The sequence below is a fragment of the Bradyrhizobium retamae genome (assembly GCF_001440415.1).
In the GTDB taxonomy this organism is placed as follows: domain Bacteria; phylum Pseudomonadota; class Alphaproteobacteria; order Rhizobiales; family Xanthobacteraceae; genus Bradyrhizobium; species Bradyrhizobium retamae.
The window spans coordinates 1-26,302 of sequence record NZ_LLYA01000162.1; the positions used below are offsets into that span (position 1 = coordinate 1).

At 61.8% G+C, this 26,302-nt stretch carries 23 protein-coding genes and 2 pseudogenes; 14 read left to right on the forward strand and 11 right to left on the reverse strand.

Translation table 11 applies throughout. The features are described from left to right. Nucleotides 1–496: 496 nt before the first annotated feature. Nucleotides 497–1,360: a helix-turn-helix transcriptional regulator gene (locus CQ13_RS22595; protein WP_063800122.1), complete on the reverse strand. Its 864-nt coding sequence runs from the start codon at nucleotides 1,358–1,360 to the stop codon at nucleotides 497–499. Between the two features lie 72 nt (nucleotides 1,361–1,432). Here CQ13_RS22595 and CQ13_RS22600 point away from each other — a divergent pair, with 72 nt between their 5' ends. From CQ13_RS22600 to CQ13_RS41320, 7 genes and pseudogenes are all read left to right on the forward strand, one after another. Then, a complete protein-coding gene (locus CQ13_RS22600; RefSeq protein WP_057845046.1) occupies nucleotides 1,433–2,644 on the forward strand; it encodes an ABC transporter substrate-binding protein in 1,212 nt (403 codons plus the stop codon). Nucleotides 2,645–2,778: 134 nt separating this feature from the next. Then, the gene (locus CQ13_RS22605; protein WP_057845047.1) at nucleotides 2,779–3,666 is read left to right on the forward strand and encodes a branched-chain amino acid ABC transporter permease; all 888 of its coding nucleotides are present in this window, start codon (nucleotides 2,779–2,781) and stop codon (nucleotides 3,664–3,666) included. Next, on the forward strand, nucleotides 3,666–4,658 hold the full coding sequence (locus tag CQ13_RS22610) for a branched-chain amino acid ABC transporter permease (RefSeq protein WP_057845048.1): 993 nt from the start codon (nucleotides 3,666–3,668) through the stop codon (nucleotides 4,656–4,658). The genes CQ13_RS22605 and CQ13_RS22610 overlap by 1 nt, the downstream gene beginning before the upstream one ends. After that, on the forward strand, nucleotides 4,645–5,514 hold the full coding sequence (locus CQ13_RS22615) for a phosphoenolpyruvate hydrolase family protein (protein WP_057845049.1): 870 nt from the start codon (nucleotides 4,645–4,647) through the stop codon (nucleotides 5,512–5,514). The genes CQ13_RS22610 and CQ13_RS22615 overlap by 14 nt, the downstream gene beginning before the upstream one ends. After that, on the forward strand, nucleotides 5,496–5,945 hold the full coding sequence (locus tag CQ13_RS22620; RefSeq protein ID WP_057845050.1) for an SRPBCC family protein: 450 nt from the start codon (nucleotides 5,496–5,498) through the stop codon (nucleotides 5,943–5,945). Before CQ13_RS22615 ends, CQ13_RS22620 begins: the two co-directional genes overlap by 19 nt. A gap of 9 nt (nucleotides 5,946–5,954) precedes the next feature. Continuing rightward, a complete protein-coding gene (locus CQ13_RS22625) occupies nucleotides 5,955–7,160 on the forward strand; it encodes a Tm-1-like ATP-binding domain-containing protein (protein ID WP_057845051.1) in 1,206 nt (401 codons plus the stop codon). A 162-nt stretch (nucleotides 7,161–7,322) separates the two neighbouring features. Further along, nucleotides 7,323–7,947, forward strand: a pseudogene (locus tag CQ13_RS41320) (tyrosine-type recombinase/integrase). A 936-nt stretch (nucleotides 7,948–8,883) separates the two neighbouring features. On the opposite strand, the gene CQ13_RS22635 reads toward CQ13_RS41320, so the two are convergent. From CQ13_RS22635 to CQ13_RS22670, 8 genes are all read right to left on the reverse strand, one after another. After that, nucleotides 8,884–9,630 (reverse strand): SDR family NAD(P)-dependent oxidoreductase, encoded by a 747-nt coding sequence (locus tag CQ13_RS22635; RefSeq protein WP_057845053.1) that lies wholly within the window; start codon nucleotides 9,628–9,630, stop codon nucleotides 8,884–8,886. 44 nt (nucleotides 9,631–9,674) lie between these two features. Further along, nucleotides 9,675–10,637: a carbohydrate kinase family protein gene (locus CQ13_RS22640; protein ID WP_057845054.1), complete on the reverse strand. Its 963-nt coding sequence runs from the start codon at nucleotides 10,635–10,637 to the stop codon at nucleotides 9,675–9,677. 21 nt (nucleotides 10,638–10,658) lie between these two features. Then, nucleotides 10,659–11,348 carry an L-fuculose-phosphate aldolase gene (locus CQ13_RS22645; RefSeq protein WP_057845104.1) on the reverse strand — a complete coding sequence of 230 codons (690 nt, stop codon included), beginning with the start codon at nucleotides 11,346–11,348 and terminating at the stop codon, nucleotides 10,659–10,661. Between the two features lie 20 nt (nucleotides 11,349–11,368). After that, nucleotides 11,369–12,028, reverse strand: a complete 660-nt coding sequence (locus CQ13_RS22650) for a hypothetical protein (protein ID WP_347337050.1) — start codon at nucleotides 12,026–12,028, stop codon at nucleotides 11,369–11,371. A gap of 126 nt (nucleotides 12,029–12,154) precedes the next feature. After that, a complete protein-coding gene (locus tag CQ13_RS22655) occupies nucleotides 12,155–12,724 on the reverse strand; it encodes a peroxidase-related enzyme (protein WP_057845056.1) in 570 nt (189 codons plus the stop codon). 15 nt (nucleotides 12,725–12,739) lie between these two features. After that, complete coding sequence (locus CQ13_RS22660; protein ID WP_057845057.1) at nucleotides 12,740–15,052, reverse strand: molybdopterin-dependent oxidoreductase; 2,313 nt, start codon at nucleotides 15,050–15,052, stop codon at nucleotides 12,740–12,742. Beyond that, entirely contained in the window at nucleotides 15,049–15,807 is a 759-nt protein-coding gene (locus tag CQ13_RS22665; RefSeq protein ID WP_057845058.1) for a CoA transferase, read from the reverse strand. Before CQ13_RS22665 ends, CQ13_RS22660 begins: the two co-directional genes overlap by 4 nt. Continuing rightward, nucleotides 15,807–16,616: a CoA transferase subunit A gene (locus CQ13_RS22670; protein WP_057845105.1), complete on the reverse strand. Its 810-nt coding sequence runs from the start codon at nucleotides 16,614–16,616 to the stop codon at nucleotides 15,807–15,809. The genes CQ13_RS22665 and CQ13_RS22670 overlap by 1 nt, the downstream gene beginning before the upstream one ends. A gap of 246 nt (nucleotides 16,617–16,862) precedes the next feature. On the opposite strand from CQ13_RS22670, the gene CQ13_RS22675 reads away from it, so the two are divergent. The 4 genes from CQ13_RS22675 (at nucleotide 16,863) to CQ13_RS22690 (ending at nucleotide 21,801) form a co-directional block, all read left to right on the forward strand. Further along, nucleotides 16,863–18,017 carry an ABC transporter ATP-binding protein gene (locus CQ13_RS22675; protein WP_057845059.1) on the forward strand — a complete coding sequence of 385 codons (1,155 nt, stop codon included), beginning with the start codon at nucleotides 16,863–16,865 and terminating at the stop codon, nucleotides 18,015–18,017. Beyond that, nucleotides 18,014–19,804, forward strand: a complete 1,791-nt coding sequence (locus CQ13_RS22680) for an ABC transporter permease subunit (protein ID WP_057845060.1) — start codon at nucleotides 18,014–18,016, stop codon at nucleotides 19,802–19,804. Before CQ13_RS22675 ends, CQ13_RS22680 begins: the two co-directional genes overlap by 4 nt. Nucleotides 19,805–19,836: 32 nt before the next feature. Then, nucleotides 19,837–20,931, forward strand: a complete 1,095-nt coding sequence (locus CQ13_RS22685; protein WP_057845061.1) for an extracellular solute-binding protein — start codon at nucleotides 19,837–19,839, stop codon at nucleotides 20,929–20,931. Between the two features lie 120 nt (nucleotides 20,932–21,051). After that, nucleotides 21,052–21,801: an IclR family transcriptional regulator gene (locus CQ13_RS22690; RefSeq protein ID WP_057845062.1), complete on the forward strand. Its 750-nt coding sequence runs from the start codon at nucleotides 21,052–21,054 to the stop codon at nucleotides 21,799–21,801. Between the two features lie 42 nt (nucleotides 21,802–21,843). Here the strand turns inward: CQ13_RS22690 and CQ13_RS46475 are convergent, their stop codons facing one another. Both CQ13_RS46475 and CQ13_RS22695 read right to left on the reverse strand, forming a co-directional pair. Then, nucleotides 21,844–21,978, reverse strand: coding sequence for a hypothetical protein (locus tag CQ13_RS46475; RefSeq protein ID WP_283807516.1), 135 nt, complete (start codon nucleotides 21,976–21,978; stop codon nucleotides 21,844–21,846). Nucleotides 21,979–22,184: 206 nt separating this feature from the next. Beyond that, the gene (locus CQ13_RS22695; RefSeq protein ID WP_057845063.1) at nucleotides 22,185–22,559 is read right to left on the reverse strand and encodes a winged helix-turn-helix transcriptional regulator; all 375 of its coding nucleotides are present in this window, start codon (nucleotides 22,557–22,559) and stop codon (nucleotides 22,185–22,187) included. Nucleotides 22,560–22,724: 165 nt separating this feature from the next. On the opposite strand from CQ13_RS22695, the gene CQ13_RS22700 reads away from it, so the two are divergent. From CQ13_RS22700 to CQ13_RS22715, 3 genes and pseudogenes are all read left to right on the forward strand, one after another. Then, nucleotides 22,725–23,648 carry a DMT family transporter gene (locus CQ13_RS22700; protein WP_057845064.1) on the forward strand — a complete coding sequence of 308 codons (924 nt, stop codon included), beginning with the start codon at nucleotides 22,725–22,727 and terminating at the stop codon, nucleotides 23,646–23,648. 106 nt (nucleotides 23,649–23,754) lie between these two features. After that, nucleotides 23,755–24,228: pseudogene (locus CQ13_RS22705) on the forward strand (SDR family NAD(P)-dependent oxidoreductase); the annotation flags it as partial. A 736-nt stretch (nucleotides 24,229–24,964) separates the two neighbouring features. Beyond that, entirely contained in the window at nucleotides 24,965–26,137 is a 1,173-nt protein-coding gene (locus tag CQ13_RS22715) for a hypothetical protein (protein WP_057845106.1), read from the forward strand. The last annotated feature ends 165 nt before the right edge of the window (nucleotides 26,138–26,302 follow it).

Consider the following 26,302-nt stretch of genomic DNA (forward strand, 5'->3'; position numbering starts at 1 on the left):
ATCAGGCGGCCGCTCAGCGCGCGCACGTCAAAACAAAAAGGCAACTGTAATGCTAGATTTGTCGATCTTGAATTCACAAGAAAATTTGTGCGGTTCGGAAGAATGGCTGTTTCGGGAAGTATCGGAGTCAATCGACTCAGTGCCGCACGTGCATAGCCAAAGTAGCAGAAGCTCACGGTCTAATTGGAAAGCCTGTGGTACCGTCTATGTAAGCCCCTTTGCGCGTAGAGCTGGCCCCTCTCTCGACTTTCGCGTGTTGGTCTTTTCAGCCTTCGCGTCCAACCGAATGTCCGCTGTGCGCCAAAAAGTGGCCGGTCGCGAATAACTTCTTAGGAGAGCCAGAATGCTCGGTATGAATGATACGCTCGCTGTGGAGCGATGCGGACGGTGCGGTTTCACACCATTTAAATGATACGTGATGAAATGCTCGTTCTACCCAACTCCTGGTCGCCCGCTCGAGTTGATTGGCAAGAACGGTCTGCCTGAATCGAGCTTGCTAGAGCATGTCGGAAGTTTTACGGACGCCCATGCGTGTCCGGAACTGGGACGGGCGGAATCCGGTCATGCGCTTGAATGTGTTCGAGAACGCAAATGGGTTCTGGTAACCTACCTGCTGCGCGATATCCTCGATCTTCTCACCGGTCATCGGCAATCGGTGCGCCGCAAATTGCATACGCAAGTACGTCAGTTGCTGCATCGGGCTGCGCCCGAGGCTCTGCTGACACAGGCGCCGCAAATGTTCTCCGCTGATCTTTGCTTTCGCTGCGAGCTTCTCGATGGTCCATGGATGAGCAAGGTCGGCCTGGACCGCCTCCCAGACTGCACGCAGACGATCTTCACGCTGCAAGGGCTCGGCAAAGCGCGAGATGTAATGTTCGATCAGATCGATCCAGAGCATTGCTGAACTCGTATTGCTGCCCGCGTGGAACTCGCGCATGAAACCAAGGATCGCATGATTGAGCGGCTGGGGATCGAACTGGGCCATCACAGGCGCCATGAAGCGGATGGAGGAGCGGGGCGAGGTCGGCAGGTAGCGCACCCAGCAATATTGCCAGCGCTTGGAAGGAATCGCGTGGAAGGCGTGGAGCACATGGGCCGGCGCCAAAGAAACCATTCCCGCGCGATGCGGTCGCCAGCGGCCATCGAGCAGGATACGCCCCTCGCCGCCGAGACTGGCATGCACGTAGGTTCCGCTCAGATGCGTTCGCACAATCTTATAGGGCACTGCGGCATCGCCAACGCCCACATGGGAAATTTGCCGTTGCGCCAGCGCCGGGCACTCTGCCGCGCGCACGATGGACTGGTGCGTGTGGTCGCCCACAATGTGGGTTTCAGATAGGCTCTCGTGTAAACCAGCCATGGATCAAGCCTCCCACAGTCAAATAATGTGGAAAACAATAATAATCAACACAGTCCTGCAGGGAGGAAACCCATGGTGAAGAGTCTGCGTATTTCACTTGCCGCATCCGCGGCTCTGGCTTTCAGCGCATTGCCTTCCGCCGCCCAGGTTTCCGATGACGTCGTTCGCATCGGCGTCCTCGGGGACTTGTCAGGCATTTACAACGATCTTTCCGGCAAAGGCGCGATCGAGGCGGTCAAGATGGCCGCCGAGGATTTCGGCGGCACGGTGCTCGGCAAGAAGATCGACGTTGTCTCTGCCGATCATCAGAACAAACCGGACGTCGGCGCCGCCAAGGCGCGCGAGTGGTTCGACACCGGCGGCGTCGACCTAATCAACGATCTCGCCAACTCTGGCGTTGCGCGCGCGGTTGCCGGCGTCGCGAGGGAAAAGAAGCGCCACATCATCGTCAACGGCGCGTCGAACATGGGCATCACGAACGAACTGTGCTCGCCCTATGCGATCCACTATGCCTACGACGCCTATTCGCTTGCTCACGGCACCGGCAAGGCCGTCGTCGAGCAGGGCGGCAAGACCTGGTTTTTCCTGACCGTCGATTTCGCGTTCGGGATTGGTCTTGAGCAGCAGGTCTCCAACGTCGTCCGCGCCAACAAAGGTCGCGTCGTCGGCGCCGCGCGCCATCCGCTCGCCACCACGGACTTCTCGTCCTACATCCTGCAGGCGCAGGCGTCGAAGGCGGAGATCATCGGCATAGCCTCGACGGGCGCCGACGCGGTTAATGCGATCAAGGCGGCGGTGGAATTCGGCGCCACCAAGAATCAGAAGCTCGCCGCACTTCTCCTCTGGATCGAGGACGTGCATTCGCTCGGCCTGCCGGCCGCGCAGGGCCTGCTCCTGACCAACGCCTGGTACTGGGACATGAATGAGGACACGCGAAAGTTCGCGAAGCGCTTCTTCGATCGTGTCGGCAAGATGCCGAACATGGCGCAGGCGGCGGACTACTCGTCGACCATGTTCTACCTGAACGCGGTGAAGGCAGCGGGTACGGACGATCCGGACAAGATCTCTGCGAAGATGCGCGAGATGAAGGTCAACGACATGTTCACAAAGGACGGCTATGTCCGCGCTGACGGCCGCTTCGTGCATGACATGTATCTCTGGCAGGTGAAGACCCCGGCGGAATCGAAGGCTCCTTGGGACTACCTGAAGCCGGTGGCCACCATCCCGGCCGAGCAGGCGTTCCAGCCGCTGTCGGAGAGCACCTGCCCCCTCGTGAAGAAGTAAGCCTTGCTGTCCCGGGCGAGCCTTCCTGGCTCGCCCGGGGTTGCCTTTTGCCCGGCGCGACACGTTCGAGCGTTGCCGCCGGCGAAGCCGAAGCAGCCGAGCACTCCCCGTTTCAGTTTGAGACCACACCGGCCATGGAAATTTTCGGCGTCCCGCTGCAGGCGTTCCTCGGACAGATCATACTCGGTCTGGTGAACGGGGCGTTCTATGCAGTTCTAAGCCTCGGCCTTGCGATCATCTTCGGGCTGCTGCGAATCGTAAATTTCGCGCATGGGGCCTTCTTCATGGCCGGCGCGTTCGTGGCCTTCATCCTTGGACGCCATTTGAACCTAGGTTACTGGTCCTCGCTTCTGACTGTCCCGGTTGTGGTGGGCTTGTTCGGCGTACTGTTCGAGCGCCTGTTTCTGCGCCGCATCTATGGCCTTGATCCTATTTACGGCCTCCTGCTGACCTTCGGCCTGGTGCTGGTAATCGAAGGTGGCTTTCGCGTCGCCTTCGGTTCGTCCGGCCATCCGTTTCCCTCGCCTCCGGAGCTGCGCGGCGTCTGGAACCTCGGCTTCATGGTTCTTCCGGTCTACCGGGCGTTCGTGATCGGCGTTGCGATCGTCGTCTGCCTCGCAACCTGGTTCATCATCGAGAAAACGCAAGTCGGTGCTTATCTCCGAGCCGCGACCGAACGACCTGACCTCACGCGGGCGTTCGGAATTAATGTGCCGCTGCTTCTTACGCTCACCTATGGCTCGGGCGTCGGGCTCGCGGCCTTCGCTGGCGTACTGGCGGCACCCATCCAGCATGTATACCCGTCGATGGGGTCCGACCTTGTCATCGTCGTATTTGCGATTGTAGTGATCGGCGGGCTCGGCTCGATCATGGGCTCCGCCATTACCAGCCTGGGACTTGGTGTGATCGAGGGCCTTACCAAGGTATACTACTCACAAGCATCTACCACCGTCGTGTTCCTGGTGATGGCGCTGGTGCTGCTGCTCCGGCCTGCAGGCCTATTCGGGCGGGAGGAGACGTGATGCTCGTTCTCCTGAAACGCAGCTTGATACTAGCGGTGGTCGCCGCACTCCTGGCTGTGCCGTTGATGCCGCATTTCATCTACCCAGTCTTTGCGATGAAGGTGATGTGCTTTGCATTGTTTGCCTGCGCGTACAATCTTTTGCTAGGGCACACCGGCATTGTTTCCTTCGGTCACGCCGCTTTCTTCGGCACCGCCGCCTATGTCACGGGCTACGCGATGCGCGAACTGGGACTGCCGCCGGAAATCAGCATTGCCGCGGGCGTAATCGGCTCGGCCGGTCTCGGCGCCGCCATTGGCGCCCTCGCCATCCGCCGCCAAGGCATATATCTGGCCATGATCACGCTCGCGCTGGCCCAATTGGTCTATTTCGTCTTCCTGCAGGCGGAATTCACCGGCGCGGAAGACGGCATGCAGGAGATTCCGCGCGGCGTGCTGTTCGGCCTGATCGACCTGCGCAGTGACTTCAATTTGTTCTACGTGGTTATGGCCCTCACCGGCGCGGGCCTGTGGCTGGTCTACCGCATCGTGAATTCGCCGTTCGGAGAAGTACTGCGCGCGATCCGCGAGCATGAGCCGCGCGCCCGCTCGCTTGGGTATGCGATTGAAAAATACAAGATTCTCGCCTTCGCTCTCTCGGCCGGCCTTTCCGGCCTTGCCGGCTCGCTGAAATGCATCGTATTTCAGCTTGCCTCGCTTACCGACGTGCATTGGCACATGTCCGGCGAAGTGATTCTGATGACCCTGCTCGGAGGCATGCCGACCGTGTTTGGACCCGCCATCGGCGCGATCCTCGTCTCTGCGTTGCATCACTATTTCGATGCGCTGGGCGCCTGGGTCACCATTGTTATCGGTCTCATCTTTATTCTATGCGTGCTCGTATTCCGCCGCGGCGTCGCAGGTCAACTTCACCACATGCTTCAGGAGCGGCGTCCAACTGCACCTTCCGCCGAACGACGGAATTTAAAGGAGGGCCAACATGCCCAGGTTTGAACGTAAGGCCATCGTCGAACGCTTCCGCGAAATGATCCGGCGCGGGGAGCCGATCATCGGCGGCGGTGCCGGCACCGGCATCTCCGCGAAATGCGAGGAAGCGGGCGGCATCGACCTTATCATCGTCTACAACTCTGGCCGGTACCGCATGGCCGGTCGCGCTTCCTCGGCGGGCCTCCTTGCCTATGGAAACGCGAATGCGATCGTGAAGGAGATGGCTGGCGAGATCCTGCCGGTCTGCAAGAAGACGCCAGTGATTGCAGGCGTGAACGGGACCGACCCCTTTATCATCATGCCGGTGTTCCTGCGCGAGTTGAAGGATCTCGGATTTTCCGGTGTGCAGAACTTTCCGACCGTCGGCATCATCGACGGCACTTTCCGGGTCAGCCTGGAGGAGACAGGAATCAATTTCTCTAGCGAAATCGACATGATCCGGCAGGCGCACGAGATCGACATGCTGACCACACCATATGTCTTCAGCGCCGATGAAGCGATAGAAATGACTAAGGCGGGGGCGGACCTGATCGTACCGCATATGGGCGTGACCACGGGCGGGACGATCGGCGCCTCCACTTCCAAAAGCCTTGAGCAGAGCGTGAAGCTGGTTGACGAATGGGCCGAGGCGGCGCGGCGCGTGCGTAAGGACGTCATCGTGATCGCCCATGGCGGGCCGATCTCCTCACCCGTTGACGTCGATTACGTTCTGACGCACAGCGTACACTGCAACGGCTTCTATGGGGCCAGCAGCGTCGAGCGACTTCCCGTGGAAGAGGGTATGGTCAAGCACATCCAGACGTTCAAGAATCTGAAATTGCAGAATAAAGGAGGAGAGAACAAATGGCGCGCGTCTATGTGAGTGCAGTAATGGATGTTCCGATCGAGCAGGCGTGGGGCGTCTTGCGCGACTTTAACGCGCTGCCGGTTTACCACCGTTTCTTTGCCAAAAGCGACATTGAGGGTGGCAAGCCTTCGGACCAGATCGGTTGCGTGCGCAGTTTCTATAATCACGAAGGTGGCCATATCCGAGAGGAACTGCTGACGCTTTCGGATCGCGAACACACCTGCTGCTACCGCATCCTGTCTGTGACCTCGCTGGCGGTGCAAGATTACGTCGCTGAGATGCGTCTGAAGCCGATTACCGAGGGCAACAAGACCTTCGGCGAGTGGTGGGCCGAATATGACGTTGCCGACAAGGACGCCGCTTCCGTGCATCAGGTCGTGAGCGACACGTTCCGCTTCGCCTTCGAGGGTGCGGAGGAAGTCGCGAAACAAAGGTGGAAGAAATAGAGCCGCGCCATGCCAAGCACCGCTTACGTCATCGGCACGTTTGATACCAAGGCGGAAGAGCTGCGTTATGTCGCGGGGCTCCTGCGCGACGCGGACGTGAGGGCTGTTACCGTCGACGTCGGTACGAAAACGCCAGCGCACGATGCGGATTTTTCCGCGGAGACCGTCGCCGCGTTTCACCCGCAGGGTGCGGATGCCGTGCTGAAGGCGGGCGACCGCGGCGTCGCGGTTACCGCCATGTCGGCGGCGCTCACGAAATTCATCGCCTCGCGAAATGATCTCGGCGGTACTATTGGGCTCGGTGGCTCCGGCGGTACGGCGATTATCGCGCCCGCCATGCGCGCGCTGCCGATAGGCGTGCCGAAGCTGATGGTTTCCACGCTCGCGGCCGGAGATGTCGGCCCTTACGTTGGCATTCATGACATCGCGATGATGTTCCCGGTGACAGACATCGCCGGATTGAACCGGCTCTCGCGTACGATCCTGGCCAATGCCGCGCATGCGCTCGCCGGTATGATGCTCCGCCACCCACCCGCGGTGAAAGATACAAAGCCCGCACTCGGCATCAGCATGTTCGGCGTCACGACGCCCTGCGTGCAGCAGCTCACGGCAAAACTGGGCAAGGACTACGAATGCCAGGTGTTTCACGCCAACGGACCCGGCGGTCGCGCGTTGGAAGCGCTTGCGCTGGCCGGCATGCTGCAGGGCATGGTCGACCTCACGACGACCGAAGCCGCCGATCATCTTCTCGGCGGGGTCTGCACGGCGGGATCGGAACGATTCGACGCGGTGGCAAAGATCGACATTCCGTGGGTCGGCTCCTGCGGCGCTCTCGACATGGTGAACTTCTGGGCGTCCGACACGATCCCGGCAAAATACAAGGACCGGCTGTTTCACGTGCACAATGCCAATGTGACGCTGATGAGGACGACGGCGGAAGAGCTTGAGCAGATCGCGGTATGGATCTCAGCAAAATTGAATGCTTCGAAAGGGCCGGTCCGCTTGCTGCTGCCGGAAAAGGGGGTATCGGCGCTCGACGCGGTAGGTCAGAAATTCCACGATCCGTCCGCCAATGATGCGCTGTTCAAAGCTTTTGAAAGGCATTTCGCAAATAGCCCAACACGCCAGCTCATCCGCGTTCCGCATCACATCAACGACGCGCCTTTCGTCGAAGTCGTCGAGAAGCACGTGCGCGAGATCGTTCCTAATTCCTGATCTTCAGCACCATCGCGGATGCGTCGCTGGCGATTGGCCGCTTTGCGCCAGAAGCGGCCGATTGCGAGCACATTCCTGCGCGACGCCTGAATGCTCAGTCGGCTCTAAAGTCATTCGCTCGCGATAGAGCGACGCGGAGGGAGGGATGGCGGAGGATCCCGTATGTCCGCACGCCCCGTCGGTCAACGCCAACGACCTTGGAATAAAGGATTGCTCGTGGGCCAGAAGAAACCTCTTGAGCCCAAGCATGTATGGTCCATTCGAGTCCGCCTAGAAATCGCGCGGTCAAAACGTGACCTTGCGATCTTTAACTTAGCAATCGACAGTAAACTTCGCGGCTGTGACTTGGTCAAACTGCGACTGGAGGACATCTGCTCGGGAACAAATGTGCGGCGTCGAGCGACTATTGTCCAAAAGAAGACAGGACGACCGGTTCAGTTTGAGATCTCGGAGCAGTCGAGGAATTCCGTTGAGGCCTGGCTACCAATGCTCCGGACCACAGGTTCGCGATATTCTCTTCCCCAGCCGACTTCATGCAAGTCCTCATATTTCAACCCGCCAATATGCCCGGCTGGTGCATCGCTGGGCTAAAAGCATCGACTTGGAGTCAGCATCTTACGGCACGCACTCGATGCGCCGCACGAAGGCTGCCCAGATTTATCGGAAGACAGGTAACCTGCGTGCCGTCCAACTTCTCCTCGGTCACACCAAGTTGGAAAGCACCGTCCGATATCTCGGAATTGAGGTAGACGACGCCTTGAATATAGCCGAACAGATTGATCTCTGATCGTTTGGTCGCTTTCGCGCCACAAGCAAGCCATTCCATAACCGCTCTTACGCGAATGAGTCTTCGACCAAGCTCCACCAATGCAGCGCGCGACGATCAATCAGTTGTCGAGCGAAATTGCGCTCCCGAACCGGAGCCGCATCGCGGAATGTCGTAGAAAATCGCAAAATATCGTAGCTTTGGCTGGGTTCGCTTCCGGTCGCGTGCCTGCTGTCCGGGAGCCTACTGCTTTTATTTTTTGCCTGCCAATACCGCCCGTCTGCTTGTTGGTACTTCTGTTGGTATCGGCAGCAATCGACGTCGAAAATTACTTCAAATTCAATTAGTTATGGTAGTAGGCGATTGTCGGCCAGGGCACCAAGCCAAAAACATAAACAATATCAATGACTTACTAGATTTCCGATTTTCAAAAATCTCTGCGACGCATTGAGAATACGCGCAAAAATTCACCCCAGCCGTCCGTTTTGTTGGCATTTTTGTTGGTATCGGAAGAGCAAACGTTCACGGCGAATTTCCCTATTGTAGTTGACGGTGACACGAGCTCGGCCTGCAAACCCGACGGGCACTAGCCTTAGGCCGCACGTGAGGCGGATGATTAACTTACTGTTCGTGGTCGCCTGTGTTTTCAGGGACTTTTGAGGCTTAGCACTGGGAGACGCCAAGCGCACCGAACCGACCGCTCTTCCATCAAGCTGGCCCAGTTGACGCTGAGGTAGCTGAGTGCAGGATCATTTGAAAGACGACGCCCTGAGGCGAGTTCGGGAAGACCAACAAGTTGCCACCGACATCGCCGCCGCAGCGGTCAGCCAGATCGGGACGCCAAACCTCCCTCGTTAGAACACGATTCGATGGGCGACATGTCTTTGCGGAGCCCAGCGACAGTTTCGGCGAGCCTGTCGTTCTCGCCGAGCTGGGGGGAGACGAGCCGGCACTGGCCTAACTGTAGAATATCCCTCCGTCCACATTGAGGGCCTGACCAGTTACGAACGCGGAATCATCCGACGCAAAGAATGCGACGGGACCGACGACGTCCTCCGGCTGCCCGAGCCGGTGCAAGTCCGTGACTTTCTCGAAATAGGCGACCCTCTCCGGATCCCGGAGATTATTGAGGCCCATCTCCGTCACGATAATGCCGGGACATACCGCATTGACGGTAATGCCATGGCCTCCGAACTCCATGGATGACACCCGCGTAAAGCCGACGACGGCCGATTTCGACGCCGCATAGTGCGACTGCCCCGGGCCGCCGGTCCGGGCGGCAAGGGAAGCGATGTTCACAATACGCCCGTAGCGACGTTCCTTCATGTGCGCCACGACGGCTTGTGTCATCTGGAAAACGCCGCGCGTATTGACCGCAAACGTCTGATCCCACGTCTCGGTCGTCAGTTCGTCGATCGTCGACAATTTGAGGATTCCGGCATTGTTGACCAGAACGTCGATTTGTCCGAGGCCGCGCAGGGCTTCGGCCACGACGCGCCTGCAATCGCCGACATCGCTGACGTCACCCAATAGCGGAATGCAACGGCCGCCGAGCGCCTTGACCTCAGCCACGGTCTCCGACAGCACATTCTCCTGGGCTGCTATGTCCGTCAGCGCGAGATCGTAGCCGCGGCCGGCCAATCCAATGGCGATCGCGCGGCCAATTCCGCGGCTTGCTCCCGTCACGATGGCATGTCGAGCCATGCTGCGTTCCTCCTGTCCGTTCGGATGACGTTATTTGTGAACAATTAAGAGCGACCGGGCTTTCGGACCGGAAGCGTGTTCATCGCCTTCAGCGTATCTTCGAACGATACGAGGTTGGCGCCGGAGCCCAGTCCCGTCGCGACGATTGCCGCCGTCGCGGTCGCAAGCCTTGCGCAGTCGAGAAGATCCCAATCGCGGGCCAGGCCGGCGATGAAGCCTCCGGTGTAGGAGTCGCCGCAACCCGAGGTGTCGCGCACCGCGACCTCGAAAGCCGGCAGCGCGAATTGACGTCCGTCGCGCGTCATCACGAACGATCCGTCGGCGCCGCACGAGATGGCGCAGGCACCGGCTCCCTTGTCGATGAAGAACCGCGCACAAGCCGCGGGGTCGTCGGTTCCGACCATGGCGCTGGTCTCATCGATGCTCGGCATGAAAAAGTCCACATAGGGCATCAGTGGCTCGACCAGCGCCAGCGTCTCACCTCGCGCCTGGATGAGATCGAGCGTCGTCGTGCAGCCGGCCGCTTTTGCGTCCCGTAGCAGAGCCTCCGACGGCGCTCCGTCCATCGCCAGCAGGGAGCCAACTCCGCCGAGATGCAGGATTTTGCTCCGGCAAGCGATCTTTTGCGTTTCGGGTGCGATACGCCAGCGGGCCGAAGCTCCCCTCGCGTGCATGACCGGACGCGAACCGTCGGGCCGGATCGGCAGGATCGTGGCTGACGTCGGACTGTCGGCCATTCGCTCCATGACGGAGATATCGATGCCTTCGCGTTCCAACGCGTCGAGCATCCAGTCAGCCTTCTCGTCGGAGCCGACGGCGCCGACCGCGAGCGACTTCAGACCAAGACGCGCGCAGGGGACGACCGTGCCGCCGGCAGTACCGGCAACGGCGAGTCGGATTTCTTCGATCAGCAGCCGGCCACCGCCGGGTGGAATTTCGGTAACCGGGACCCCCAGTATGTCCAGAATATACGTACCGCAGACGCTGACGTCGTGAGTGTAGGCCATGAGTTCTCGCAAGACAGTGGTTTAGCTCGATTGGTGGGCGTTCTTGGGCGTGCCGCTGTCGCGCAGGCCGTACTGCCCCCATCGCTTCAGAATGCTGTCGATCTCATCGTCCGGCAGGAGCGGAGGAGGACCAAGTTGGAGGCAACCGTGATACTGCTTGGCGAGCACCTCGACCTCCACCGCGAGCCACAAGGCTTTGCGCAGGTTGGGACCAACGGCGATCAGCCCGTGATGCGCCAGCAGGCAGGCGCGGCGATGACGAAGCGCGTTCAAGGCAGCATGCGAAAGCTCCGCGGTGCCATATTGAGCGTAGGGCGCGCAGGGGATGTCGTTGCCGCCGGCAGCCGCGATCATGTAATGAATCGCGGGGATCGAGCGATTCATGATCGCAATGATTGTGCAGAAGATCGGATGCGCGTGAACGACCGCGCCAACCTCCGGCTTCGATTTCAGGATGTCGAGGTGGAAACGCCATTCCGTTGACGGAACATTGCCGGTCGAGGCCGTCCATGAGCCGTCCCACTTCATGGCCACGATGTCCTCGGGCTTCATGCGGTCGTATGGAAGGCCCGACGGGGTGAGCAGGATGCCCTCGTCGGTTCGAACGCTAATGTTTCCAGAGGTTCCCTGATTTATGCCTTGCGCCGCCATCTCACGACACGCGTCGATGATGGACTGACGAAGTTCGAGTTCTGCATCCCGGCTGGCCATGCGCTGCTCCGACGTCGCATTCATGCCATCGCTCCGAGTTGAACCTGTCGATCGACCAGCAGCCACGTGGTTCGGGCGATGGCCAGCACCTCCTGTTCCGAACTGAGCAAGGCGCTCTCGGCAAACAGCTTGCGGCCTTCCCGCCCGGTCGGCCAGGCCGTCACCGCACAACGGTCCCCGGGACGCGGCCGGCGATCGATCCGCGCGGCCATGCGTCCGAGCAGGATTGTCTCGTCGCCGTTCAACCCGAGGTGACGGGCGCCCACGCTGCAATAGCCCGTCGGGCAGTCGAGAGCGGCCCAGACGAATTCGGAAGCGACAGAACCGTCCTCGTCGGCAAGACTGCGATGAGGGACCCAGGAAGCCGCGAAAACTGCCGGCTTCCCCGAAATCGGCGCCGTCTGCAGCGGACCCGCGAAAATTCGAAGGCCGTCGCCATCGGCACGCGCGGTGCCGCAGACAAAGCATGTCGGCAGCTTGTGGCTCTGCGCATCGTAGGGCGTTCTGCCGACCGCCTCTTCGGCCACCTCGTAGCTCACCTTGGGAACGTCCCGAGCATCGATGCTCGCAACACACGCCGTCGCCAGCAGCCTGTCGTTCTCACGCAGCTCGACGTCGCCGTCAGCCCCCGTCAGAATGTCGAGCGATCGCTCCAGCGGCGGCGGCGCGCGCAACGTCACTTCGGCATCTCCCGCAACGTGTTTTGCGAGACATCCGCAGACATACCCTCCGTTGCCGGAATTGGGCGGGCCTCGGAAGCGACTGTCGATGACAAGCGACACCATTGGACTCTTCTTCCGAAGCGCTCAGCGACCCATCGCAAAGAATTCGTCGTTCGGACGCATGCTGGTGACGTTGGCAAGGCGGTTCGACATGCCGAAGAAGGCGGCAATCGCCGCGATGTCCCAGACATCATCCTCGGTGAAGCCGTGGGCCTTGAGATCCTGGATGTCGTCGTCGCCCACTTCATAGGCGCGGGCCGAGACCTTCATCGCGAAATCGAGCATCGCCTTTTGTCGCTCGGTGATGTCAGCCTTGCGATAATTGACGGCGACCTGGTCCGCGATCAGCGGGTTCTTCGCCCGCACGCGCAGGATGGCGCCGTGCGCGACCACGCAGTACTGGCATTGATTGGCGCTGCTCGTCACCACGACGATCATCTCGCGCTCGGCCTTGGTGATCGGACCGGGCTTGTCCATGAGCGCGTCGTGATAGGCAAAGAACGCCCGAAACTCGTCCGGACGGTGCGCGAGCGTCAGGAAAACGTTGGGCACGAAACCTGACTTTTCCTGAACCGCCGTGATCCGCGCGCGAATATCCTCGGGCAGTGTTGCGATATCGGGGACAGGAAAGCGGCTGATGGCGGGCGCAGGCATGTTCTGAAGCTCCTGTTATATTGCCGCGAGCGCGACGAGCGTTTCTCGATAGGCTTCAAACGCATCGCGCCGATCGGGCGCGTACGGCTCAACCCTCACAAGGCAGGTGTGGGCCGAACAGCCCTGGCCGAATTGCGACGTGCCAATGTCGAGCGTGAGCACGTTCGGATTGCCGGCGATCTCCAGCCCGCTATTGCCGGCCGGCGTGAACCAAGCACCGGTCGGCAGCACCAGCACACCCTGACGGACCGTGTCGGTGACCCGGGCGGTCGCAAGGCATTCCCCGCGGCCGTTCCAGATGCGTATCGTCTGGCCGTCCTCGACACCGAGCGCGGCTGCGTCGTCCGGATGAATGCGCGCCTGTTCGCGGCCATTGCGCTTCATGGCCCGGCTCGATGCACCGGTTTCGAGCTGGCTGTGAAGACGGCCGGCCGGCTGGTGCGAAATGAGGTGCATCTGGCCGGTGCCGGCAACGTTGCCGAGCCATTCAGCCGGTTCGATCCAGGCCGGATGCGAGCGGCAGTCGGCGTAATCGAGCCTAGCCAGGGTTTCGCTGCCGAGCACGATCTTTCCGCTTTCGGTCTTGAGCGCGCACTTCTCCGGATTGTCACGGAAGTCGGCCAGGAACGTGTGCTCGGCCTTGACCGGGCAGCGGGCGTAGCCGGCTTCCCAGAACGCATCGAAGTCCGGCATCGCAAAGCCGAAGCGCTCCGACGCGTCGCTGCGGCAGGCTTCGTAGAGATGGCGGAGCCAGCCCATCTCGTCACGGCCTTCGTTGAAGTGATCGGCCACCCCGAGCTTGCCGGCGACATCGTTGAAGATGTCGAAATCAGACCGGGCTTCGCCCAGCGGCGCGACGGCCTTCTTCATCGCCAGGATGAAATCGGAGCGCCGGTTGCCGGCAAGATCGTTTCGCTCGATCGACGTGGTGGCCGGCAGCACGATGTCGGCCCGCTGCGCTGTCGCCGTGAACATCGGGTCCTGTACGACGATGGTTTCGGGCCTCGTCCAGGCCTCGGACAGGCGATTGAGGTCCTGATGATGATGGTAGGGATTGCCGCCTGCCCAATAGACCAGCCGCGTATCCGGATAGGAGCGGATCGCTCCTTCGTAGCTGAACGGCTGGCCGGGATTGAGCAGCATGTCGCTGATCCGGGCCACCGGAATGAAGCTGTCGATCGGCCGCGCGAGCTGCGAGATTGCCGGCGACTTGCCGACGTTGAACGGGGACCCCACGCCGCCCAGAGATGCGTAGCCGTAGCCCACTCCGCCGCCCGGCAATCCGATCTGGCCGACGATCGAGGCAAGCCCGAGCGCAGCCCAGAACGGTTGTTCGCCGTGATGGGCGCGCTGCAGACTCCAGCTCACGGTCAGCATGCTGCGCGTGTCGACCAGGCGCCTCGCAAGCGCGGCGATCTTGCCGGCATCGAGGCCGCAAATGCGCGCGGCCCACACAGCCTCCTTGCGTCCGCCGTCCGCCTCGCCTTCGAGATAGCGAAGAAGGCGATCCGCGCCGCTGGTACAGCGGGCGAGGAAGTTCCTGTCGTGCCGGCCGGTCTTCACAATCTCGCCCGCAAGACCGAGCATCAGCGCCGCATCCGTGTTCGGGCGGATCGGCCACCATTCGGCGTTGACCCAGTCCGGCAGATCGTCCTTCAGCGGCGAGACGTGAATGACCTTGACACCTCGCTCGACGATTTTTCTAAGATAAGTTTCAAGCCGGTGGCTGCCGATTCCGCCGGCCTCGTTTTGCGCGGTTCGCGGCGACAGGGCGCCGAACACCACCAGCGTCTCGGTGTGCTGCGCGATGGTGTCGAGCGTGTTGGCGCGGCCACCGCACGCGTCATCGCTGCCGAGCGTGTGCCGCAGGATCACGGGGCCCGCCGCGATGGAATAGGTGTCGACATGCCTGGTGAAGCCGCCGACCAGATTAAGCATGCGCTTCAGAAGCGACGAGGCATGGTGCAGGTGGCCCGAGTTCGTCCAACCATAGGAGCCCGCGAAGATCGACGCATTACCGAAGGTGCCGGCCACGCGGCGCACTTCGTCGGCCACCAGCGTCGTCGCCTCGTCCCAGCTTACCGGCACGAATTTTTCTCGGCCGCGTCCCCGGCGATCGCTTTTCTCGCGCTTGTCTAGCCAACCGGAACGAACCATCGGCCGCAGCATGCGGCGCTCCGGGTTGGCCCATTCGGCGATCGAATGGATGATCGGGGAAGGCGCTGGATCGTGCTCGAATGGCTCCACGCCTACGATACGACCGTCCTCGACGAGAATCGTATACGCACCCCAATGGCTGCAATGCGGTATCCGCGCAATCCTGCTCATGCGTCAACCGCGCCAAGATCGCGCCGCATCTGCGCGGCGAATTCGGGATAGGTCTCGGCGAGCTCGTCGAATACGCGGCCGCGGAGCAACTCCAGCGTCGATCCATCGGGCAACGCGGTTTGCTGCGGCTCAGCGTCATGCCCGAACCGAAAGCCGGTCGCTTGCTTGATCTCCGCAAGATCGTGCCCGGGATGCACACTCTCCAGCTCGAACCCCGGTCGCGCTTTGTCGAACCGAAAGAGTCCCTTGCCTGTCAGCAGAGCAATAGGGCCGCCGCTCCGAAAAACTCCCTCCGCGCTGATACCGGGGGCACTGATGAAGTCCACCTTCTCGACGAACACGCGGGGCGTATGCTCCTCCCGAAACAGGATAACCCGCGGCACGACGTAGTAGAGATAGGCCGATCCGAACGAGCCGGGCCAGCGCACGCTCGAATGCGGATAATCGCCCGTTCCGACAAGATTCACGTTGCCGAAGCCGTCGATCTGGCCGCCGCCAAGGAAGAACGCGTCGATCCGGCCCTGACCGGCGCAATCGAACAGTTCCGCTGAACCGTTGGTGAAGAAATTGTGCTCGACAGAACCGAGAATGGAGATGCGTGGGCCGACAGCGCCACTCGCTTCCTTCACGGCACGCAGAAGCATCGCGCCGGCGGCGGGAATCGGAGAGGAGGCCCCGACGGCGACATGCCTGACCCCGTCGAGCAGCCGCGCGATCGTGCCAATCAGCACTTCGCGAGGGAGAACCTCGGCCATCACGCGGGCTCCATCTGCGCCCGGGCCATATAGGCCGAGAAGCCGTCGGCCGTTCGCGCGGCATTCGCATAGCGCGCGATCTCCGCACTGTCGGCCGGGTACTCGCCCCACAGACCATACGGCCACGCACCCTTTGGAGCGCGCGCGACCGCCGTGACGTAGAGTGCGGGCAGCACCCCGGCAGCGCTCATCTCATCCGCAAGCAGATTCTCCTCGACGACTCGCTCCACCGTGACGAGAACGGTGCGCGAGGCGTAAGCCATTGCGGCAAGCTCGCGGCGCCGCCCGATCCAGACATTGCCGAAGCGATCGGCCAGCGGCACGTGGAAGATCGTGACATCAGGCGTGATGGCTGGAATCAGCACGATCGGATCGCCTCCGTCCGCCAGCGGATTGTCGACGACGCGCCAGTCGTCGCGATACCGCAGCAGATCCGTTCCGATCAGCCCACGAAGCGGCATGAAGGGGCTGCCCTTCTGCGCCGCCATGAGGCCGGCATGAATGGCCGGACACGTCGCATCCTTCAATCGAACCGCGCCTGCCTTGACGGCAGCGTTGAACCGGGGGGCACCACCCGCTTCGCCCAGCGAGACGGCGCTGGTCTCCACCGACCGCACCAGACCCGCACCGACAAGCTGGTCGACCTGCAATCCGCCGGTCGGCACGCAGACGAGATCGAGATTGCCCGCGCCGTGCTCGATGATTGGCCGCGTCATGGCCATGGACACGCCGGCGTAGTCGACCGGCAGCGCGACCCGCATGCCCGGCTCGATGTGCTTCGCCATTGCGCGAGGCTCACTCAACACCATCATCCTCCCGACGCTTGTTCTATATTGTAGAACACTATTCCAAAATTATGTTAGGCGGATTTGGACGGCACTGTCAATCTGGCTTCGCCGCAAGGCCTTTGTTTGCAGAGGTCCGCGCTTGCGCGCCTGACCACACCTGCGCGCATTTGCGGAGCGATCTCGCGGCTCGACTTGACAAGAAGGCGCGCCGCGCCAACAATAATTGGAATATCGTTCTATAATATAGAACACGTCAGGGAGGTGGGAATGGGTGAGCCTGCGGCTCTACGCGCAATGCGCTCCGGCGATGCGAGCGCTCGGATGTCGCTGACCGGCCGCCTCCGGGAACGCGACGCCATCGGATCGAGCATCGCCGTCCGCGAGGCGGTGAAAACATACGGCAGCTTTCATGCCGTCGACCGGATCAGTATCGACATCGAGCCAGGCGAATTCATCACTCTTCTCGGCCCCTCCGGCAGCGGAAAGACGACGCTGCTCAACCTCGTGGCCGGCTTCCAGAGCCTCGACAGCGGCGAAATCCTCGTCGACGGAAGGCCGGTCCACAATGTGCCGACCCACAAGCGCGGCTTCGGCATGGTCTTCCAGAGCTACGCGCTCTTTCCGAACATGACGGTCAGCCAGAACGTCGCGTTTCCCCTTCGCATGGCGGGCGTCGATCGCGCGACCGCAGATCGACGCGTCGCCGAAACGCTGGAAATCATGCGGCTGACGGAGCATGCGACGAAATCCCCCTCCCAGATGTCAGGTGGGCAGCAGCAGCGGGTCGCGATCGCCCGCGCCATCGTCAAGAGGCCCAAGGTGGTGCTGATGGACGAACCCCTCAGCGCCCTGGACAGGCGGTTGCGCGAGTCGATCCAGATCGAGATCCGCGACCTTCATCAGACCATCGGCAGCACGATCCTGTTCGTCACGCATGACCAGGGAGAAGCGCTGACCATGAGCGACCGTATTGCGGTGCTCAACGCCGGCAGGATCGTCCAGATCGGCCGCCCACTGGACATCTATCGACATCCCACCGATCGCTTCGTCGCTTCGTTCGTCGGCGAGAGCAATCTGATCGAGGCGGAGATTCTCCAAAAGCGCGGATCGACGCTGACAATGAAGAACCGCGCGGGATATGTGTTCAGCGCCGAAAGCCGGGACACGATCGACGTTGGACGCGCGACAGTGCTCGTGCGTCCGGAACGCATTGCCGTGTCGAACGAGGCGGCTGCGAATTCCGCGCCGATCAGCGTCACATCCGCGATCTTCCTCGGCGAAATCCTGCGGATCGAGGCACGGATGGAGGGCGGAGAGCCGCTCCTGATTCGGTGCACCGATATGGCCAACCGCCCCCTGCCCGCCGTCGGGGATCGCCTCCACGTGAGCTGGGGCGCCGCGGACTGCTGGGTGCTTGCATGACCTCCGCATCCATCGGCGTCCGCTCCGACCGTCCTGCGGAGCTGGATCTCGTCAGGCGGCTGAAGGATCCGGCGCTGCTGCTCGTGCCCGCGTTGGCCTTCCTGGCTTTCATCTACCTTCTCCCGCTGATCGACCTCATCCGTATCAGCCTGAGTGGGCCGACCTGGTCGTCGTATTTTCAGCGGGCCTTCGCGATACCGCTTTATTGGGATTCGCTCGTGCGCACGATGCAGATCTCGGTCACGGTGGCAGGTCTGTGTTTGTTGTTCGGATATCCGACTGCGCTGCTCATTCACCGCAGTCGCGGCATCGTCCAGGTCTTGATCGCGACCACGATCGTGCTACCCTACTTTATTGCCATCCTGATCCGGACCTATGCCTGGATGGTCCTGCTTGGTCGCAACGGGCCGGTCAACAAGCTGCTGGTTTCCCTCGGCATATTGAGCGAGCCGGTGCAGCTTCTCTTCAACCGCGGCACCGTGCTTCTCGGCATGACCGCGGTGCTGCTGCCGCTCATGGTGCTGACAATTTATTCCAGCGTGGCACGCTTGGATCAGAGCCTGACCCGTGCGGCGCTGGCGAGCGGCGCCGGACCGCTTGCGGCATTCTGGCGCGTGTTGCTCCCGCTGACCCTGCCCGGCATGGGCGCCGGCTTCCTGCTGGTCTTTGTCGCGGCGATCGGCTTTTTCATTACGCCGACCCTGCTTGGAGGGCCCGGTGACCAGATGTTCGCCATGCATATCACCCAGCAGGCGGACTCGGTCACGTCGGAGGGATTTCTGCAAGCATTGGGCGTGGTGCTGCTGACGATTACGTTGGCGGTGGTTGCGGTGGCCGGACGCTTCCTCGGCTTCGAGTTCATCTGGGGCGGTCGCAAGCTGACCGAAGCCACGCCAAAAGCCACAGAGCGTCGTGCGGCGGATGTCGGCCGCCGCAGTTTCGGCGCCTGGCTTGCCGACCTGATTGGTTGGCCGCTGCTGAGGCTGTTCGGGCGCCTGCCCGCGAGTTGCGGAACCTGGACCATTCGCCTCATGGGCGGTCTGGTCATCGCCGTTCTCATCCTGCCGATCATCGTGGTGATGATCATTTCCTTCAGCAGCGCAAGCTATCTGACGTTCCCGCCGCCGGGCTTTTCACTCCGCTGGTATGAGCAGTTCTTCTCCGATTCCAACTGGATGCGAGCGTTCTGGACATCGTTGATCGTCGCGGCGATGTCGGCCGGTATTGCGATCGTGCTGGGCACGTCGGCGGCCCTCGGTATTGTCAGGAGCAGGATTCGCGGCAAATCCGCCATCATGCTGCTTCTCGTGAGCCCGATCATCGTCCCGCCGGTCGTGCTCGGCCTGTCGCTCTACAGCCTGTTCCTGCGTTTCGATCTCGTCGGCTCGGTCTTTGGCCTCGCCGCTGCGCATGCAATCGGAGGCCTTCCCATCGTCGTGGTCATCCTGTCCGCCGCGCTTCAAGGCGTCGATACAAGGCTCGAACAAGCGGCCGCCGTGCACGGCGCGTCGTCCTTGACGGTATTCCGGCTGGTGACACTCCCGGCCATCATGCCGGGCCTGGCTGCGGCGACATTTTTCGCCTTCCTGCACTCATTCGATGAGCTGGTGCTGACGCTGTTCTTGTCGAGCGCGCAGCTGAAGACGTTGCCGCTCATGCTGTGGGGCGACATCAACTATCGGCTCAATCCGGTGCTGGCCGTGGTCTCGACGCTGGAGGTGCTGCTGGTAGTCGCGGGGCTCATCCTTGCGCGACCCGTTCTCGCCACGTCGCGAAAAGCGGCATGACACAGATCAATTTCAGGTGGAGGAGAGAGAAAATGCTGGGAATGAAACGCTTGCGACTATCGGCTTCCGTATTGGCCTCGGCCCTATTCGTCGCGATGGGTACGGGTCTCGCTGAAGCGCAGAACAACGTCGTGATCATGCAGGATCCGGGCGGCGGATACGGCGATGCATTGCGCAAAGTCATGTACGACCCGTTCGAGAAGGAGACAGGCATCAAGGTCGTGACCGTCCAGGAGGCCCGTAGCGGTCCGCGCATCAAGGCTCAGGCCGAAGCCGGCAAGGCGCAATGGGACCTGACGTTCATCTTCGACCAGGAGACGAAGCTCCTCGGCGACTGCTGCCTGGCGGATATCGACTATTCCAAGCTTTCCGAGGCGGCAAAACAGACGCTGGCGGCGATGCCGGACAATTTGAAGCGCAAGAAGGGCGTCGCATTGCAGGTGATCGGCGTCGGTCTCGTCTACAACAAGGACAAGTACAAGGGGGAAAATGTACCGACGAGCTGGGCCGACTTCTGGGACGTGAAGAAATTCCCCGGCCGACGCTGCATGCCCGCCTGGCCGCGTTTCGTGTTCGAAGCGGCGCTGATGGCTGACGGCGTGGAGAAAAGCAAGCTCTACCCGATCGACATGGAGCGGGCGCTGAAGAAGGTCAAGGAGATCAAACCCCACATCGCCAAATGGTGGACGACGGCCGCACAGCCACCGCAACTCCTGCTCGACGGCGAGGCCGACATGTGCATGGCTTACACCGGCTCGATGAGCAAGCTCGCCCTGGAGGGCGCCCCAATCGACCTGACCTTCAATCAGGGCTTCGTCTACTATGACTTCTTCTCGATCCCAAAGGGCGCGCCGAACTACGACAGCGCGATGAAGCTGCTTTCCTGGCGGCTCGAAGCCAAGCGCGCCGCGCAGCTCACCTCGACCTTCCCGGTCGCCCTTCCCTCCCCGGTCGTCTTCGAGGCGGCGACCGACAAGAAGCTCGCCCGTTACTGGGCAAACAACCCCGACAACGTCTCGAAAGCGATCGAATGGAGCCCGGACTATTGGGGCACAGCTTCGCCGGCCGGAAATTCCACCAACGAGGAATACGGGCAGGAGAAGCTCAACGCCTTGCTGGCCCAGTAGGCGGGCTGCTCGGCGGCGTAGCCCCGATCGGCAAGGATCGGGGCTACCGCGTCCACGGGCTTTGGCCGGTTGTCCGGCCATGCTAGATCGGGTGAGAGATCATTCTATTTTGGCTGGTGGATGGATAAGGCTTTTATCAAGGGACTGCGTCTATTGGAAACGCTTGCTGTGAGCGAGCAGCCTCGTGGGGTCACGGACCTTGCCGGCGAGCTGAAGTTCACCAAGAGCAATGTGCATCGGCTGCTCACGACGCTACAGTCCCAGGGATATGTGCGCCAGATACCCCCGCACAGCACCTATGAGCTCACGACCAAGCTCTGGACGCTCGGCAGTCATGTCATCCACAGGGTGGACCTGATCAACGTCGCGCGACCGGCGATGACGAAACTTGCCGAGATAACCGGCGAAACCATCCATCTTTCCGTGCTCGAAGACACCGACGTCGTCTACGTCGACAAGATCGAAAGCGCTCACCATATCCGTGCCCATACCAGCGTGGGCATGCGCGCTCCCGCCTTCACCATGGCGACGGGAAAGGCAATGCTTGCACATTTGCCGGACGACTATCTGGAACGATTCCGGCCGCATCTCAGGCGCTACACTGAGACGACGCGCACGACGATCAAGGAACTGCGCGAAGACATCGAGCTGGCACGCGCGCAGGGTTACTCCTCCGTGCTGCATGGCGAGTGGCGCGAGGGCATCGCGGCCTGCGCTTGCGCGATCCTTGGCCGGTCCGGCGAACTCGTCGGAGCGATCGGCATGTCCGGGCCCGACACGCGCATCAAGCGCAAGCAGATCAAGGAATATTCGGTTCACGTGATGGAGGCAGCCCGATCCATCGGCGCAGCCCTTGGCTATTCCCGATAGGCCTGTGGCCGCCACCGCCATCAACGGCGTTCGCCGGGTCAACTACCCCCTCACGTCGATCACGATGCGTCCCTTGATCTTGCCAACCACGATGTCCGCAGCAAGCTGTGGCAGTGCCGACAGCGGTTCGGTGCGGGCAATCCTGCCAAAATGCTGCTTGTCGAGATCGTCCGCCAATATCCGCCAGGCGCGCTCGCGCTTGGCGGGCGGCGCGAACCCTAATGGCCCAGCAAGTCGGAATGCGATCGATCCGCGTTCAAACTTCTCCCAACAGCGATTTGAGCGGGCTTCAGCAGACGATCATCGATTTCCAGGCTCTGATCGGAAATGGGGTAGCGGCGGCGACCACACCCGCAGTGGAGTTAGCGCTCGCGCGCGACACGCTACGCCCCGATCCCCGCTTTCCAGCTCTTGCCTGATTTCGGGTCGTAGCGGCCGCCGCCGAGGTGCGCGTGGCCCCATGACATGATTTCCAGCAGGACGGACTCCAGGGATTTTCCCTGGTCGGTCAGATGATAGGCGTATCGCGCCGGCCTTTGCTGGTAGGCCTCGCGTCGCACCAGACCCCATTTTGCCAGGCGCTTGAGACGTTCGGCCAGGATGTTGGACGGGACGCCTTCCGCGCTGTCCTGCAGCGCCTGAAAGGTCCGCTTGCCGTGCCACATCAGGTCGCGAACGATGAGAAGGGTCCACTTGTCGCCCACCAGCTCCAATGTGCGCGCGATGGAGCAGGTCGACCGGAAGTCATGTTTGGCCATGTGCAAGCACCTCCGTCTCCGGCATGACCCTCTCCGGCCCCTCGCCGGAAGAAGCATCCCCGGCACCATACCGATATGGATTGCATTTTTAAAGTGACTTCCCTATTGTCACTTTCAATTTGAAAGTGAATGGCGGCGGGCCGGCGTGATCGAGGGTGCGATATCATGAACAGGATTGTGCTCGCCCATGCTGCGGCCGCCGCGGCGGCGCTCAGTGCCGGCGCCGCCGTTGTCGCCACGCGCTTTGTCATCGGCGAGACCGATCCGGTCTCGCTGGTGTTCTACCGCTACGTCATCTCGGTCGCCTGCTTCGCGCCGGTCCTGCCGGTGATCTGGCCGCGAGAGGCGCTTGCCGCATCGGAGTATGTGAAGATCGCTCTGTTCGGGATTCTCTTCTTCGTGTTCTTTCCCTGGGCCTTCAATGCATCGCTGCAATACAACCCTGCGGCACGCGGCGCGGTCGGGCTCGCCACGATTCCGATTCAGACCCTGGTCGTGGCGGTTGCCTTTGGGCGGGAGCCGTTGACGGCAGCCAAGGTGGCCGGCGTCCTGCTCGCCTTCGCCGGGATCGTCGTGGCGTTCGGCATGGCTGCATTCGGACGCGGCAATTCCAATTACCTGACCGGCGACGGATTGATGTTGCTCGGTGTGTTTTGTGCCGCGATATATTCCGTCTTCAGCCGCCCGACCTTGATGCGCCACGGACCGCTTTTCGTGACGGCATTGGCAATGGTGTTCGCAGTCGTCGCGTTGTCGCCGACCATCGCGTTCCGCCAGGGCGGCCTCGCCCTCCCCGCACTCAGCGCCAAAGGATGGATGGCAGTGGTGTTCCTCGGAACGATCGCCGGCGCCGGGCAGTTTTCGCTCTTCATGTGGGCACTGCGCTGGCTGCCGCCGACGACCACCGTCCTGTATCTGACGCTCAATCCGATCGCGGCGATGGTGCTGGGGATCGTCGTGCTGGGAGAGCAGCTGACCGCGGAGCTGGTCGCCGGCATGGCGCTCGTTCTGATGGGGATCCTCGTCGGCAGCGGCGCCTACGCGACCTTAAGGCGGGTTGCCCTGGGCGGATTTGCCGGATCCGGCTAGGCGCGAAATGCCGGGCGCCTGTCCGCCTCGATCCATGATCGAGCGCGGTCGCACTTCTCATTGCACCTAGCTGCGGTTGAGGGTTTCGTGCACTGTCACCGTAATTGCCGGCATCCTTGCGCGCGACAAGGAGTATGAAATCGAGACCTTCATGAAGGTGCTCGACGTCAACCTCATCGGCACGTTCCGCACCTGCATGGCTTTCCGCCCGCTGCTGGCGAAAAGCAAGGGCGCGGTCGTCAACATCGCCTTGATGAATGCGACGCTGGCGCTGCCGCGCATCCCCGCTTATTGCCCCAGCAAGGGCGGCGTCGTGATGCTGACCAAGGCACTGGCCTTGGCCTGGGCCGAGGAAGGCATCCGCGTCAATGCCGTCGCCCCCGGCTACATCGAAACCGCGATCAACGCCGCCGGCCGCACCGACCGCGCGCATTACCAGCGCATCGCCGACCGCACCGCCGTCAAGCGCTGGGGCCAGCCGGAAGAGATCGCAGGCGCAGTCGCCTTCCTCTGCATGCCGGCCTCGCAATACGCAACCGGAACCGTTGTCGCGGTGGATGGCGGCTTTCTGGCGGGATGATCAGGGGGCCGGGTGGCGGACAGTCATTTCAGGAACTCGGCGAGCAGCTCATGGCTGAGGCGCCCGGGTCGCCGACCGCGAAGCGATGCATGGCATTCTCAGGTAATGATAAGGGCCGGCGTGAGCGGTGAAAGCACCGACGAGGTCATCCTCTCTTTTATGCTTCGATGGTGAAGAGCATTCACCCGCGGGATTCCGTCGGGGCCATGCTGGTGTCAGTTCATGTGATGGGACGCGACGCGCCCATCACCTCGTGAACGCCGACGACCTCGCCCAGCACGATAGCGCCGCGCGCGCTCGGTCGGCTCGCCCGCACCTTTCCCGCCCAGATCGAGGCGCTGAACCGCTACCGCACCCGTGGCGAGCCCGCCATCACCGTGCAGAACATGTCGGTCGCCGACGGCGGCAAGGCGTCGGCAATGTCACGCGGCATGCGCGCGTGATCGTATCGGACAAGAGCCCGGCCTCCGCGGCGCGGAAGACGCCGAAGGCCGCGGGCTCCAGGCGGAGGCGCGATCGCGCTGATGCCAACCGCCAAACCCAGGCATGAGCGATCACATCAGAAACACCGGCCCGATGCAGGCGAGCCTGCGGTGTGGCGTCAACGCGATGCGCAGGATCGTCGCCCATGTGGCGCCGGCACTGCGGCGCCACTATGACCCCACGATTTCGCCATACGCATCGTGTTGTTCGCCCGTACGACCCTTCCCGTCAGCTAGCCTTCGGAAACATGGACATGGGCGGTGATTTCATTGGCCGCTGGCCTGCGCGTAGCGGCAGGAGAACGGCACGGCAGGCGAGACCCGGGGCGTACAGCGCGAAGGCACTTGCTTGCGGCTCATGGCTGCTCTCGTGTGTCATCGTCGCCGGCATGGCGACGCAAACGGCATTGGCGGAAACAGCCGCGCCGGCCGCGACACGCGTCGCTGATAACGAAAAAGAGCAGGATGGGCCTGGCGCCGCGCAAGCATCCCGCACGCAGAAGCCGAAACCCGACCTGCGACAGAATGAGGTGCAGAAGCCAGCGCCGGAAGCTGCCGTTCAAATGCCGGAAGCCCGGAAATCGAGCCACGACGCCAAGGATTTACCTGTGCCACAGTTCGTCTTGCCGGACGATCTGGCGAAGAAGATCGGCCAGAAGATCTGGCTGAATGAAACAGGCGGAAAACGCGATGCGATCACGTCATGGAATGCGAACGAGGAATTCGCTTCCTTAGGAATCGGTCATTTCATCTGGTTTCCTGTCGGCAAATGGCTGCCTTTCGAGGAGAGCTTTCCGGCCCTGCTCGAATCCATGCGCAAGAAGAACGTGCGTTTGCCCGCCTGGCTGGACCAGACGCAAATTCCGGCCAACCCGTGGACAAGCCGGGCCGAGTTCAGGAAGAACGCCAACTCACCGCGGATGAATGAGTTGAGGCAGTTTCTGCTCGACACCGTGGCGGAGCAGACGCAATTCATGATGGCGCGGGCGCAAGGTGCGATGGAGAAGATCCTCAAGACGACGCCCGAGAGCCCGGAGCGCGAACATATCGTCATCCAGTTCACGCGCGTCGTTCGCGCCTCGGAGAATTTTTATCCGCTGATCGACTACATCAATTTCAAGGGCGAGGGCACTAACCCGAACGAAGCCGCCGTGAACAGGAAGACCGGGCGGCGGCAGGGTTGGGGTCTCAAGCAGGTGCTGCTCAAAATGAACGGTGATACCAGCGATCCGAAGGCCGTGCGCGCCGAATTCGCCGATGCGGCGCAGTTCGTCCTGCAGCAGCGGATTCGCAACCTGCCCTCCAACCGTGTCTTCGAGGTCGGCTGGCTGCGCCGCATCGCGACCTACCGCCGCCCGATCGCGGATCCGGAATCGAGCCCCGAACGGGCTCTGAGGAAACCGTTGCAGGTGACGTCGGCTCAATAGCTTTCCTGTGAAGGGACAGTTGCCGTTTTTGCGCATCCGTGAGGCTGCTTGTCCCGCGGCGTTCGTCAGGCAATCGCGGCTGCGCCTCGCTGACGTCAGCCTTTGGCTCTCTTCGCCATCACCTTCTCATAGGCCGTCTGCAGCCGACGCTTGGGCGGGCTCGAC